This window comes from Cohnella mopanensis, from assembly GCF_022352055.1.
Lineage (GTDB): Bacteria > Bacillota > Bacilli > Paenibacillales > Paenibacillaceae > Cohnella > Cohnella mopanensis.
This window is the reverse complement of the sequence record NZ_JAKRWM010000008.1, coordinates 168,674-181,744: the sequence shown is the minus strand read 5'-3', so window position 1 is coordinate 181,744 and position 13,071 is coordinate 168,674. Positions and strand designations below refer to the sequence as shown.

At 48.6% G+C, this 13,071-nt stretch carries 13 protein-coding genes; 12 read left to right on the top strand and 1 reads right to left on the bottom strand.

All coding sequences use genetic code 11. From position 1 onward, the window contains the following. The first annotated feature begins 98 nt into the window (after nt 1–98). Nucleotides 99–1,589: a PQQ-binding-like beta-propeller repeat protein gene (locus L3D05_RS13805; protein WP_239616681.1), complete on the top strand. Its 1,491-nt coding sequence runs from the start codon at nt 99–101 to the stop codon at nt 1,587–1,589. On the opposite strand, the gene L3D05_RS13800 is transcribed toward L3D05_RS13805, so the two are convergent. Next, entirely contained in the window at nt 1,568–2,752 is a 1,185-nt protein-coding gene (locus tag L3D05_RS13800) for a hypothetical protein (protein WP_239616679.1), read from the bottom strand. The two genes, L3D05_RS13805 and L3D05_RS13800, sit on opposite strands and share 22 nt — an antisense overlap. A 121-nt stretch (nt 2,753–2,873) precedes the next feature. Between L3D05_RS13800 and L3D05_RS13795 the strand changes: the two genes are divergently transcribed. From L3D05_RS13795 to L3D05_RS13745, 11 genes are all read left to right on the top strand, one after another. Beyond that, the gene (locus tag L3D05_RS13795; RefSeq protein ID WP_239616678.1) at nt 2,874–3,104 is read left to right on the top strand and encodes a small acid-soluble spore protein H; all 231 of its coding nucleotides are present in this window, start codon (nt 2,874–2,876) and stop codon (nt 3,102–3,104) included. 20 nt (nt 3,105–3,124) lie between these two features. Then, complete coding sequence (locus L3D05_RS13790) at nt 3,125–4,057, top strand: VanW family protein (RefSeq protein WP_239616676.1); 933 nt, start codon at nt 3,125–3,127, stop codon at nt 4,055–4,057. 98 nt (nt 4,058–4,155) lie between these two features. Then, nucleotides 4,156–4,974 (top strand): DUF2935 domain-containing protein, encoded by an 819-nt coding sequence (locus L3D05_RS13785; RefSeq protein WP_239616675.1) that lies wholly within the window; start codon nt 4,156–4,158, stop codon nt 4,972–4,974. A 173-nt stretch (nt 4,975–5,147) separates the two neighbouring features. Further along, complete coding sequence (locus L3D05_RS13780) at nt 5,148–6,803, top strand: GAF domain-containing sensor histidine kinase (RefSeq protein ID WP_239616674.1); 1,656 nt, start codon at nt 5,148–5,150, stop codon at nt 6,801–6,803. Between the two features lie 8 nt (nt 6,804–6,811). Next, nucleotides 6,812–7,471 carry a response regulator gene (locus tag L3D05_RS13775; RefSeq protein WP_239616672.1) on the top strand — a complete coding sequence of 220 codons (660 nt, stop codon included), beginning with the start codon at nt 6,812–6,814 and terminating at the stop codon, nt 7,469–7,471. Between the two features lie 178 nt (nt 7,472–7,649). Beyond that, the gene (locus L3D05_RS13770; RefSeq protein WP_239616670.1) at nt 7,650–8,276 is read left to right on the top strand and encodes an FMN-dependent NADH-azoreductase; all 627 of its coding nucleotides are present in this window, start codon (nt 7,650–7,652) and stop codon (nt 8,274–8,276) included. Nucleotides 8,277–8,411: 135 nt separating this feature from the next. Next, nucleotides 8,412–10,598 carry a YhgE/Pip domain-containing protein gene (locus tag L3D05_RS13765; RefSeq protein ID WP_239616668.1) on the top strand — a complete coding sequence of 729 codons (2,187 nt, stop codon included), beginning with the start codon at nt 8,412–8,414 and terminating at the stop codon, nt 10,596–10,598. Nucleotides 10,599–10,754: 156 nt separating this feature from the next. Then, the gene (locus L3D05_RS13760) at nt 10,755–11,120 is read left to right on the top strand and encodes a GntR family transcriptional regulator (protein ID WP_239616666.1); all 366 of its coding nucleotides are present in this window, start codon (nt 10,755–10,757) and stop codon (nt 11,118–11,120) included. Continuing rightward, complete coding sequence (locus L3D05_RS13755; RefSeq protein WP_239616665.1) at nt 11,120–11,821, top strand: ABC transporter ATP-binding protein; 702 nt, start codon at nt 11,120–11,122, stop codon at nt 11,819–11,821. The genes L3D05_RS13760 and L3D05_RS13755 overlap by 1 nt, the downstream gene beginning before the upstream one ends. After that, nucleotides 11,808–12,482 carry an ABC transporter permease gene (locus L3D05_RS13750; protein WP_239616663.1) on the top strand — a complete coding sequence of 225 codons (675 nt, stop codon included), beginning with the start codon at nt 11,808–11,810 and terminating at the stop codon, nt 12,480–12,482. The genes L3D05_RS13755 and L3D05_RS13750 overlap by 14 nt, the downstream gene beginning before the upstream one ends. Next, nucleotides 12,479–13,027 (top strand): class I SAM-dependent methyltransferase, encoded by a 549-nt coding sequence (locus tag L3D05_RS13745; protein WP_239616661.1) that lies wholly within the window; start codon nt 12,479–12,481, stop codon nt 13,025–13,027. Before L3D05_RS13750 ends, L3D05_RS13745 begins: the two co-directional genes overlap by 4 nt. Nucleotides 13,028–13,071 lie beyond the last annotated feature (44 nt).

Genomic DNA, 13,071 nt, shown 5'->3' with positions numbered 1-13,071 from the left:
ACAAATCCTCCTGAATTACTCGCTGATCGTTTGACAAGCTTCTCGTAGAGTGGCGGGTACAATCTATTTATTCGAACCGTTGGAGGGAATAAATAGAGATGTCCCGAGGGAAAAAGACTTTGATCCTAGCCCTAATCCTCATCTGTCTGTACCAAGGAATCGCACAAGCAGGAAGTCAATACTCCTCGCAATGGAATGAAAAGCCTAAGCCTTCGCAAAATTTCCCGGCACAATATACGGATGTCGAAGGGATATTGACCTTCCGCGGCAATCAAGAGCGTAGCGCGCCCTCTTATGGGACGACGGACATGAAGCAGTTTCGGCCGAAGATCGTATGGGAGAAAAAAACGAAGTCGAGCTCATGGGGTGGCGGAGCAGGCTGGACTGGACAACCGGCCATCGTTAGGTGGGCGCCGGAAGTTCTTAAGACGATGAACGTGAAGGCGAAGTTTCTATCCAAACCCGATTTTACGGAAGTAATCTATGCTTCGCTGGATGGATATGTTTACTTCCTGGATCTAGAGACCGGCGAAGAGACGCGTAACCCGATCAAGATCGGCAATCCGATTAAGGGGAGCGTCTCGGTGGATGCTCGTGGGTATCCGTTGCTCTACGTTGGGGAAGGTATTCCCGAGAAGGGAACGATCGGCTTTAATTTATTCAGCCTAACCGATCAGAAGCTTCTGCTTCACGTGTCAGGCAAGGATCCATTCGCTTATCGGACATGGGGCGCTTTCGATAGCTCGGCGATGTTTAACCGGGAGGACGATTCGCTAATCGTGGGCGGGGAAAATGGGCTTGTCTATTATCTTAAACTAAACACGGTCTTCAAACCGTCAGAGAAAACGATTACGATCAACCCGATTATTAGCAAATACCGTTACAAGATTGCCGGTAATTCTTATCAAGGAATCGAAAACTCGCTCGCCATTCATGGCAATCTGGCTTTTTTCGCGGATAACGGCGGCAGCGTGCAAGCTTTGAACTTAACGACGTATACCTCTGAGTGGGCGCTTCCTCCGGTTGACGATACCGATGCCACGATCGTGCTGGAAACAGAGGGCGGTGTGCCTTATTTGTACACCGGAACCGAGGTGGACAAGCAAGGGACAACGGGAAACTCGTATATTCGTAAAATAAACGGACTAACCGGCGAAGTGGTGTGGCAGAACCAATATAAGAGCTTCTCCCTGCTCGGAGCGCATCCGGTCAACGGCGGCTTGCTGGCGACTCCTGTACTTGGGAAACAGGAAATATCCAATCTAGTGATCTTCACGATAGCGAGGTTCGGTACTTTCAGTGGGGGGCTGATGGTCGCATTAAATAAATCTACTGGAAAAGAAGCATGGAGACTTCCGATGAAAAACTACGCTTGGTCGTCTCCGGTCGACGTTTACGATCAATCAGGTAAAGCTTATCTTATTCAAGCGGATTCCGTAGGTAAGATTTCCGTTATCTCGGCTAGCAACGGACTAGAAGTGGGATGCTTGAATATCGGAACGAATATCGAAGCCTCCCCGGCGGTATTTAACAATTACGCCGTAGTAGCCTCGCGCGGAGGCAAGATCTATGGCATTAAGCTCGAATGATTTGCCGATTTTCCAGATGCAACAATATCTATGATCTGCCATGGAGATTGCGGATTATCTCTCATGAAGCTGAACGAGTAATGGGTGTTTCGATCCGCTTGACCCGTCTGCCCCATCTTGATCGGCACTCTGAACTCGGCGGTGACTGCGTCCTTATCGATAGTGGGCTGAAGGGGCTGTTTTTTCGATTGCCGGATTTGAATGAACTTCAGCGATGATAATTGAGCAAAGAAACCGTCCTGTCTGTCATGAGGCATTCGTTCCATTAGTTGCCGTAGCATATCGGCATCCTGCTGATTCATTGCTTCCACGAAGCTTAATGTTAGAAGAAGCGGTGAAGCGGCTTTGAAATAGTCGTCTAATTGTCCGGCGGCTTTGTATACCATGAGTTGATGCGCTGGATCGGGAATTGTGGAACGATGCGAGGTGCTTTCTTGGAAATGGACGCAGAAATGGCCGGAGAAGCCGTTATCCGGTATGCCGTCCCCGCCATGGGGCATGCCGTTCATCGATGCGGCGAGTCGATTTCGTCCCGATTGGACAAGGATCGCTTTACGCTTCCAACTCCATTGACCGTTATAGATTTGATGCATGATTTTGGAATCTTCTTTCGATATCGGCTGCACGTCCGCGTGTTGGCTGCCTGCTCGGCGTTGAACTTTGAAGGAAAGGCCGGTTTCCAAATCCGTTAGGGTGAAGATGCTCTTGCGTTGCACGATATTCCGGGCCTGTTCCCAGCTCAATAATTTTCCGTAATGATTCGCACGCAGCGCTACCGCATAGTTCCGTAATCGTTGGTTTAGAGAGGTGGATAATACAAGCTTTCGCGGGACGGACTGCTCGGATGTTTCCCAGAAGTGCCCGGCGCGATCTAGACGATAATAGGTTTGTAACTGTCCATGCGTGATATTCACTGCTATATCCGAATAGAAGGGAGCCTCGTCGAGGGCTTCCTTTTTTGCTTGAAGTAAAGCTTTCGTCAGTTTAGGGTCAATGATCTCCAGAGTACTGTACATTTGGGAGGCTGAACTGGATCTTACGCTCATCGTGATTTTGTCTGCGGGCGACGCAGCGGATGCTAATGCAGGAAAACGATGCTCGGTTACGAGAAAGAAAATCGTGAGTGCCATCAATATTATTGTACATTTGACCGTACGGGACATCATCATCCCTCCTTTCCCTTTATTTTATTCTCGACAAGGGGACAAATAATTATGTAAGGGGCTGGGGGACATTATGAAGGGTATGTAGAAGATGATCCAACCTTATAGGAGGTATGTTCCCATGAACAAACAAAGAGCTGCGGAGATCGCCGCATCACCCGTAATGGCTAACGTGATTTATGGAGAAAAGCCTGTTTACATTCAACGCGTAGACGAAGAAAATGATACCGCCAGAATATACCCTTTAGATCAACCCGAACAGGAACAAGAAGTGCCGATTAACATGCTCGTCGAGCAAGGAGAAGAAGCGAGCCAGATATCTATGCCGATAGGTTGTCCGAGTAAATCATGATGTATAGGAGGTAAACTGGCTTGGGATTTCATTGGATCGTCAGCGTGAGCTTGCTCCTGCAACAAGCTTATCTACCGGATCACTTAATCGTCGGGGAGCTAGATCATCCCATTGTTAAAATAAAGCGTTCCGAATATATAGTTCCCCATCAAAGCTTGCCTTTCGTATACGAAGATAAGCTGCAAAAACTTACGGAGGAGGTTCAAAGAAAAGTTTATCAGCCGCCCGTTAACGCGGGATTAGATGAACGGGGAAGAATCACTCCGGAGCAGATGGGCAGCGAACTTGATCGGAATAAATTCGTTGATCGGATATTCAGTTTCATCGTCGAGGGTACTCCTTCCCACATTCAAGCGCCGCAGCGATTAATTCATCCGAAAGTGGACAGTGAGCTGTTAGACTCCATAAGAGAGAAGATGATCGGCCAATACTCGACGTATTTTAATTCAAACAATAAGAACCGTTCGAACAATATAAGACTTGCGGCCAAAGCCATTAACAACCAATATGTGTTTCCGGGGGAAACTTTTTCATTTAACCAGGTCGTAGGAGAGCGTTCCGTCCAGAAAGGTTATCAACGAGCCAAAGTAATCGTGCGGGGAGAAGTGTCCGAAGGAATCGGAGGCGGGATCTGTCAAATATCTTCAACGCTGTTCAATGCAGCGGACCGGGCAGGTCTTCAAATCGTTCAACGATACTCCCATAGTCGGCGTGTTCCCTACGTCCCGCCGGGACGTGATGCAACCGTAAGTTGGTACGGCCCGGATTTTGTATTTCAGAACAAGTATGAATATCCCGTTTTGGTTAGGGCAGTCGTATACGGAGGTCAAATCACCATTTCCTTGTATTCCACAGAAGAAATCAAGAACAAACCGCGAGGGGTTCCGAGCGCTTCGAAACGGCTTCCGGAAGAAGTGCCTGCGGACAAAGACGTTCACCTTATCGAACCGTAGCGTAGGTAAGCGTAAAATTACCCATCAATGGGCACACACCCATTCGTATCTTCGCACATAAGTTGTGCATGAGAAGATACGACGAGAGGGGAAACGGTGTGTCCATTGAATTTGTAGCAAGGTCGTTGGATGAAGTCAGATTCTGGTCGCGTATCATGAAAGAGCATTCTTTATTCCTAATGCTAGGATTTCGATGCGAGGATACGCAGTTAATTAATGAGGCTAATCAATTTTATGCCCTATTTGAAGGCATTGAGAACAAAGCAAATGCGTTTACGACGGAGACGGATCCACGAAGCATCCAGCGCTTTAATTCAGAAGTTCACAACGCGGTGTCCCATATTTGGGCTTTCAAGAGAAAAGTATTGGGATTGATTCTGCGCTGCCAACTTCCCGGAGCAAATAACTTTCCATTGCTGGTAGACCACACAAGCAGGGAAGCCTTTTACTTCAGAAATCGGCTGGAGGAACTGAATTCAGGAAAACTGGAGTCGCTGCCTGATGCGATCATCCATGAAAATGTGTTTTTCTTGCGCATTATGGCCGATCACGCGAAATTTATTAGCCATCTCCTCGATCCATCGGAGCGGCAACTCGTTGAACAAGCTAGAGACTTCAGCCATGATTTTGACCAGCTGTTATTCCAAGCAAAGGATCTGGAGAGCATGAGCCCGCAATCCCAGACGGTTCCGCTTCTAGATCAGTTCTTGGATGAGAATAGAGTATCCGTCAAATCATTGCGCGATTTCAAGCAAACGGCCCGCGATCTCATTAACGCTTGTCGAATTAAGAGCATCATTCATCCTTTGCTTGCAGATCACGTTTTCCGCGAAGCGGAGAGATTTCTATCGATTATCGATATGTTCGAACAGCATTTAAACGGAAATCAAGTGAGTGTTCAGCTTTTACAGCACTGATTAAGGCCAACGTAAAGTTAAAGTAGTCATGTCGCCTATTGGATGATTTACTCCGATAGGCGGTTTTTACGCGTCCATCTTTGTTCGAGAGGCTGCGATTAAAAGAAGGAGTTGCCTCAGGAGTGAATCAAGTTCAGAATGAGGAGAGAAAATGGTGAAATAGGAGGAGAAAGATGCCACGGGAAATTCGTGCTAACGAGCTGCTAGCGCTCAAAGAAATCGCGGAAATGCTGAACACGACCAATGAATTGGATCCTATGCTCGACGATGTGCTGAAGAAGCTGCTGCAAGTTACGGGCTTCACGACGGGCTGGATCTTTCTCCTCAATGACCAACCGGGCAACGAATGCGCGGCTTCGCAAAATCTTCCTTCCGCATTGACGGCGGGTAACTATGCGCTGATGTGCGGCGAGGATTGTTCCTGTATTCAGAGTTATCGCCAAAATAAGCTTGAACACGCCATCAACATCATTGAATGTAAGCGAATTACATATGCTATCGTCCACAAGATCGGAGATACGGAAGGAATTACGCACCACGCGACCGTGCCTCTTAAAGCTGGACATGAGCGGTTTGGACTGTTAAACGTGGCAACGGCGGGGAAGGAATGGTTCTCCGAGGACGAGCTAGCTTTGCTGCAGGCGGTTGCTTTGCAGATTGGTACGGCGATCAAACGAATACGCCTCTATCAAGCGCAGGAACGAAATGCGATCTTGTACGCCAAGTTAGGCGATGTCATTCAACAAATCAACCTCATCCCGGATATGAAGTTGCTGCCCGTCAAAGCCGTTCGCATCATCGGCGACACGTTTAATTGGCCCTATGTTTCTTTATTCATACAAAACCAACATGGGCTGTCGCTTCGCGCGCAGTATAAGGACAATCAGGTGGACGAGATGTGGCAGTCTCTGGCGATGGATCAAGCGGGTCTCGTTAGTACCGCGTATCTCCACAACCGTCTAGTCATCGAGTCATGTTCTGAGAAAGGACAATGCGACGAGATCCGTTCGATGATCGGCATTCCTCCCATAGGCTCCGCAGCAGCCATTCCGCTACGGGTTAGAGGCTGCCCTTTCGGCGTGCTTCTGATCAATAGTCCCAACAACAAACATTTCGATGAGTATCACGAAGACTTTATGTATTCTCTCGGCGATCATTTCACGCTAAGCATCGAAAATTTACGGATTTACGAACAACGGAGCGAGCTTGCTTTGTTGGAGGAACGGAACCGGATGGCTCGCGATCTGCATGATTCCGTCATTCAGAAGATGTTCTCTCTTTCTTTTATGGCTAAAGGGGCAGAGTCGGTGTTGGACGGCAAGGACGCTGTTATCGCTCAGTCTTTGAAGGAAATCGGACAGCTATCTCGGGAAGTGTTGAAGGAAATGAGAGCGTTGATCTGGCAGCTTCGTCCGGCCGGCTTGGAGAATGGCTTGTTACCCGCGCTTAAGCAATACGGCCAAAGACTGGATTTGACCGTGTACGAGCAGGCTGAAGGTGTGATGGAGTTGCCGCGAGCCGTTGAGGAAGCGTTCTGGCGGATCGGACAGGAAGCTCTTAACAACGTGAAGAAACACGCAGGAACGAATGTCGCTTACATCCGCCTGGTCAAATCGGAGAAGGAAACCAGCCTGGAAATCACGGATCGGGGTTCCGGATTTACAACCGAGAGGAAAGCAGGTAAGCTGACAATGGGAATGATGTCCATGAGAGAGAGAGCGGAAGCGCTAGGCGGCGAGATTACGATTACAAGCGGCAAAGGTAAAGCTTCAACGGTCAAAGTAACGATTCCGATGCCTAACATAGAACATAAACAGCACGAGGAGTAGGATGAACGGTGAAAATCAAATTATTGTTAGCGGATGACCATCAAATCGTGCTCAAGGGAATATCGTTCTTCCTGGCTATGCAGCCCGATTTCGAAATTGTCGGCGAAGCCCATAATGGGCAAGAGGCGGTCGAGCTGGCCGGTGAACTGCAGCCGGATATCGTCTTGATGGATTTGAATATGCCCATAATGGATGGGATCGAGGCTAGCCGTTTAATTAAGCAGCAGTACCCGGACGTGAAGGTTCTCGTACTAACGAGCTTCTCGGACCGCAGTCATATCGTTCCGGCGTTGCAGGCCGGAGCCATCGGCTACATGCTGAAGGAAGTGGAACCGGATCAGCTCGTCGAGGCGATCCGCAGCGCCTATAAAGGCAACATCCAGCTCCATCCAGACATTTCGAACGCGCTACTGTCCCAGTTATCGCCGTTTCCTATTGAACCTAAGAGAGTAGCCGGCAAAGAGGCATTGGAGTTGTTAACGCCTAGAGAGTTAGAAGTGCTGGAGCAGTTGACGAAAGGGTTAAGCAACAAAGAAATCGCGCAAATTCTTGTCGTCGCGGAGAAAACGGTGAAAACGCACGTAAGCAGCATACTAAGCAAGTTGAATTTAACCGACCGCACCCAAGCCGCCTTATTCGCGGTACAACTGTTCCATGCGAACGAGTAGCCATTTTCTTCTCTTATCACCTAAGCCATAAGTCGTAAGACTAGTCCTCCGCCTATGGCGGATTTTTTTGTGCGCGGATTTCGGCCTAATTACCGATGTGAACACTGAGAAAACTGTATATAGTAATGGTAGTTACTTTAAGTTACTAACTAAATAAAAAAAGTGGAGGTTTTACAATATGAGTACCGTACTGTTCGTTAAAGCAAATGATCGCGCAATTGAGCAAGCCGTTAGCGTAAAGTTATATCAAGCGTTCTTGGATAGCTACAAAAAAAGCCATCCTGAAGATACGGTTGTCGAGCTCGACCTTTTCCAAGAAACATTGCCTTACCTGAACGCGAATATGATCAACGGCAGCTTCAAAGCAGCCCGCGGTTATGATCTGACTCCTGAAGAGCAAGCTGCTGTTGCAGTAAAAAGCAAATATCTCGAGCAATTTTTGGCTGCAGACAAAGTCGTATTCGGATTCCCGCTGTGGAACCTGACAATCCCTGCCGTTCTTCACACCTATATCGATTATATCTACGAAGCCGGCAAAACGTTCCAATACACAGCAGAAGGCCCTGTTGGTCTGATTCCGGACAAAAAAATCGCATTGCTTAACGCTCGCGGAGGCGTTTATTCCGAAGGCCCTGCAGCTGCTGCGGAAATGTCCTTCAACTACATCCGTAATATCATGTCGTTCTTCGGCGTGACGAACTTCGAGAACATCATCGTCGAAGGTCATAACCAAATGCCGGACAAAGCCGAAGCTATCGTTGCCGAAGGCATTGCGAAAGCGGAAAAAGCAGCCGCAGGATTCTAATAAACGATATCCTCCTCGATATTTGATCATAGGGAGGCCGACAATCGCGTCATGCGGTTGTCGGCTTCTTCGTGCATCGGAAGAAGGAAATTGTTACATACTACCACCGACTCGTTATCCAATCGGAGGTACCTTATGCGCCCTTTTCAAGTGTTTAAGATGGCATTCAGCCATTTTATCCATCACCCGATGCTAGTCGTTTCGTTCGTTGCGGTTGCCTTTATTCCGATCTTATACAGCGGGTTCCTGATCAAAGGGACTTGGGATCCGTACGGCCAACTGAGCAACCTTCCCGTGGCGATCGTTAACTTGGATCAAGGCGGTTACTATGAAGGCAAAACGATGACCGTCGGGCAAGATTTCGTAAACGAGTTAAAAGATAACCACAGCTTCGACTGGCGTTTCGTTACCGAGGATGAAGCGAACACCGGGATGAAAGGCAATCGTTACTACGCTACGATCACGATCCCGGCTAATTTCTCGCAAGAAGTGGCTTCACTGTCTAGCGATCACCCTAAGCAGGCGGAAATCATTTTCGAATCCAACAGCTACTATAACTTCGTTGCCGGACAGATTAGCGAGAACGCCACAAAAGAGTTAAAGGAGAAGCTTTCCCACAATCTTACGGAGGCCTACTCTAGAAGCATTTACTCGCAATTCGAAACGTTATCGAGCGGATTTAGCGCGGCAAGCGAGGGAGCGGCACAATTAAATACGGGGGCTGCTCAGGTGCGGGATGGGATGACTAAAGTGAAGGGGAGCCTATCGGAGCTGGCAGGCGGCGGGACGCAACTCAGCAGTAAAGTCGGCTTACTCGTTGATGGCGCGGGAAGAGTACGCGATGGCGCTTCTAAGGTCAGCAGCGGAGCAACCGATCTTACGTCAGGGGCACAGAAGCTGTCGGCAGCTGGCCTGAAGCTGCAAGAAGGCGCATCGAAAGCAGAGCAAGCCCCATCGGCATTACGTGCGGGAGTGCAAGCTTCCAAAGACGGAGCAGATCAATTGACGGCTGGCTTGCAAAGCACGGTAACGGGCTCTAAGCAATTGAAAGATGGACTAGAGAGCTCCGTATCGTCTATCGAACAACTGGCCGGAGGAAGCTCGCAGATCGCTGCCAGCATCAAGAAGATCATGGACGACAATGCGGATCTCGCTTCGGATACTCAGATGAAACAGCTGCTTGCCGCTAGCCAAGAGCTGTCTAATGGAACCAAATCCCTACTGAGCGGGCAGAAAAAACTCGTTTCCGGCAGCCAAACGTTATATTCGGGCCAGCAGAAATTGTTGGCTGGCAGTCAAACGTTAAGCGACGGGCAAAGCCGGTTGCTCCAAGGGGTCAACGAACTTGAAGGGGGACAGAAACAGCTGACGGCTGGCTTGAAACAATTTAATGCCAGCTTCGCCCGACTCGTAAGCAGCACCGGCCAACTGTCTCAAGGAGCTAGCCAAGTGAGCGACGGGGCCGTTCAGCTTCATTCCGGATTAGGACAAATGGGCGATGGGATCGGCAAGCTCGCAAGCGGCGCCACGCAATTGAATGATGGCGTTGCTCCGCTAGTCGAAGGGTCCGTTAAGCTTGTGGAGGGCTCCCTGGAGCTAGCAACCAAACTAAGCGATGCGACTCAGAAAACGTCAACCATTCAAGCCAACGATCAAATGATCCAGATGCTCGCCCAACCCGTGACGATTAAGACGAATGAGGAACGTAAGGTTAAGCTGTACGGGAACGGAATAGCTCCATACTTTATATCGATGGCTTTGTTTGCGGGAGCGCTCGTATTCACGACGATCATCTCCGCTCGAAGCACGGTCGTAGACAACGCGAACGGTTTCCCGTTATTTGTTTGCAAATTCTTAACGTTCGGGTTAATCAGCGTAGCTCAGTCTCTAATCGTGGTCACGATTCTCGTGCTCTTCCTCGGATTGGAAGTCCAGAGCATTCCGCTGTTCTATCTATACACCGTTATTGTCGGACTCACCTTTATGTTTATCGTTCAAGCGATCGTCACTTGGTTTGACTTACCGGGGCGGTTCATCGTACTGTTGCTTATGATCTTCCAGCTGGCCTCGAGCGCCGGCACGTTTCCCGTTGAGCTGCTGCCGGGCTGGGCGAAGGCGATGAACCCATGGCTCCCGATGACCTATAGCATACGAGGCTTCAGGGACGTCATAAACAGCGGAGATTACGGAGAAATGTGGAATCAGACTGCTTATTTGCTAGCTTATATGGTCGTATTCCTGATCCTGACTTTCGTCTATTTCGCAATTAAGAAAAAAGACAATAATGATGTCGATGAACAGTTAATGCCAGTTAAGCTATAGCGGGAATGAAAGATATCGGGATACCGTCAGGGAACTGACGGTATTTTTCGTGGAGGAGAACATCGTTGCATCCGGTTGAAAATCGTGTTACTGTATTAATTAACTAACACAGTAATACTAGAATCACGTCATGAAGCACCGGTAAGGGAGGTCGCCATGGAATTTAACCAGAAGGAACCGATATACGCGCAAATCATAGACGACATCAAAATAAAGTTCATTAACGGTACCTATCGGCCGGGACAGGAAATCCCCTCAAGACGCGAGCTTGCGAAGGAGCTCGGCGTGAACCCGAATACGATTCAAAGGGCGTACAGGGAAATGGAAGACATGAATTTAATCGTTACGGCAAGAGGCCAAGGCAGCTTCATGACCAACGATCTATACGTATTGGATACGCTCCGGGAAGAAGCGATGAACCATGCGGTCAGCCAGAGCGTCGAATTGCTGAGGTCGTTCGGAAAACCCGATGAGGAAATATTGGATGCAATTAGACGTTATTTGGCAAGGGGGAGCTCTTGATGATCAAAGTCGAACACGCGGTTAAAGCCTTTGGACGGAAGAAGGTATTGGATAATCTTTCGTTCGTCGCAGAAGAAGGTCAAATCGTAGGTCTGCTAGGGACGAACGGCGCAGGCAAGTCGACGATGCTTCGAACGATCGCTGGTTTACTGCGCTTGGATCAGGGAGAAATCACGATCGATGGTAAACAACCAAACTTAACGACGAGAGCGATGATCAACTTTCTGCCCGACGTCGATGTTTGGTATTCCTGGATGAAGCTGTCCGACGCTATGAAATACATGAGGGACATTTACTGGGACTGGGATGATAGCAAAGCAAGCCACTTGCTTGACTTCTTCGAGTTAAAGCCGAGTGCGTTGATCTGCGAGGCATCCAAAGGAACTCGGGCTAAGATGAAGCTATTACTCGCATTAAGCCGGCAAGCGAAATACTTGCTTCTGGATGAACCGTTTTCGGGGATCGATCCTTTCGCAAGGCAGCAGATCGCCCAGGCGATCGTGGAAGATTTCGTCGAAGAGGGCCAATCCATTCTAATCACGACGCATGAAGTGTCGGAAGTAGAAATTATGCTGGATGAGGTTTTATTTATCCATGAAGGCAAGCTGCTGCTGAATGGGAACGTCGAGAAGCTGAAACAAGCAAGTAATCAATCTCTGCTCGAAATCGTGAAGGGGGCGTATGAGCTTGCACGCGTTTAGACGATTGTTACTGACCGAGCTCCGCAACCGAAGGAATACGACTTTGATCACGCTCGGTGCTACATTGTTTCTTAATGCCTTGATCATGATCGTGACGTATCAAGCTGATTTGTACCCGGATCAGCTCGGATTCGTAATGACGTTGAACATCGTTGTCTTGGTCGCGATGTTGCTTATCCCTTTCTTGCATGGTTTCACGGCTTGGCGGGAAGAGTGGAAGAATCAATCCATCTATCAGCTGTTAACGCTCCCCGTACTGAGAACTCATCTTTTATTCGCGAAGTATATTTCGATCCTATTGGAATCAGTTCTCATCCTGATACTCACGTTTGCGAGCTTATGGCTTCAGTATGAACTCAGCGATGGACAGTTATATCGAGCTGAGCCGTTAACGACGTTCGATTGGTCAAAAGCGCTTTTCGTAAGCAAGCTCGTCCTCTCAGCGATTGGAATCATTTCTTTGTGCAGCTTAAGTATTCTGTTAGGTAAATGGATCAGAAAGCTCTCACTTCTAGTCACGTTCCTGAGTTTAGCATCAGGCATGCTAGTAAGCGCGGTTATCTATGCGACTCTTCCGTCCGTCTTTTCTTTATTCGTCTTGGTAGTCGCGTTCATTGCCTTAAGTTATTATCTATTGGACAAAAAGGTGGACGTCTCATGAAGATGCCCATCTTCTTTAACGAGTTTCTACAGCACTCGGACCAAGTGGGGAATGTCATCCCAAGCACGGGATTTCTCGTACGCAAAATGCTTCCTCCGGCCGTACCATGGCATAAGATCGAACAGATAGCCGAGCTAGGTCCTGGAAAGGGCATGTTTACCCGGCACATTGAAAGAGAACGTCGCGCTTCAAGCCGATTATTTCTGTTCGAGAAAAACGATCGCTTCAGGGATAATTTGAAGATCCGTTTCCCGCGCCTCCAGGTCCTAGACGATGCGCTGAAGCTGGGGAACGTCGTTTATGAAACGGGGAAGCCATTCGACCTTATCGTCTCGGCACTTCCGTTCGCCAATTATCCGCTGGAGTTGCAAGCGAATTTGTTTCGCGTTATACATGATGCTTTGGCTGCCAATGGGACGTTCATCGCCCTCCAATACACTTTGCGGCTTCAATGCAAATTCGAAGCTTTTTTCCCGGTCATGGAGATGGGGTATACATGGATGAACTTCCCTCCCGCTTGGGTGTTCAAATGCAAGAAACCTTAAGCTTCATTATACTTTTACGCCATCCTCCTATAGACTAGAGCTAT

Excerpts from the sequence above, each read along its gene's own strand:
- L3D05_RS13795 (WP_239616678.1), top strand. The coding sequence starts at position 2,874 with ATGAACAAACAAAGAGCTGCGGAGATCGCCGCATCACCCGTAATGGCT.
- L3D05_RS13780 (WP_239616674.1), top strand. The coding sequence starts at position 5,148 with ATGCCACGGGAAATTCGTGCTAACGAGCTGCTAGCGCTCAAAGAAATC.
- L3D05_RS13755 (WP_239616665.1), top strand. The coding sequence starts at position 11,120 with ATGATCAAAGTCGAACACGCGGTTAAAGCCTTTGGACGGAAGAAGGTA.
- L3D05_RS13805 (WP_239616681.1), top strand. The coding sequence starts at position 99 with ATGTCCCGAGGGAAAAAGACTTTGATCCTAGCCCTAATCCTCATCTGT.
- L3D05_RS13765 (WP_239616668.1), top strand. The coding sequence starts at position 8,412 with ATGCGCCCTTTTCAAGTGTTTAAGATGGCATTCAGCCATTTTATCCAT.
- L3D05_RS13745 (WP_239616661.1), top strand. The coding sequence starts at position 12,479 with ATGAAGATGCCCATCTTCTTTAACGAGTTTCTACAGCACTCGGACCAA.
- L3D05_RS13770 (WP_239616670.1), top strand. The coding sequence starts at position 7,650 with ATGAGTACCGTACTGTTCGTTAAAGCAAATGATCGCGCAATTGAGCAA.
- L3D05_RS13760 (WP_239616666.1), top strand. The coding sequence starts at position 10,755 with ATGGAATTTAACCAGAAGGAACCGATATACGCGCAAATCATAGACGAC.
- L3D05_RS13800 (WP_239616679.1), bottom strand. The coding sequence starts at position 2,752 with ATGTCCCGTACGGTCAAATGTACAATAATATTGATGGCACTCACGATT.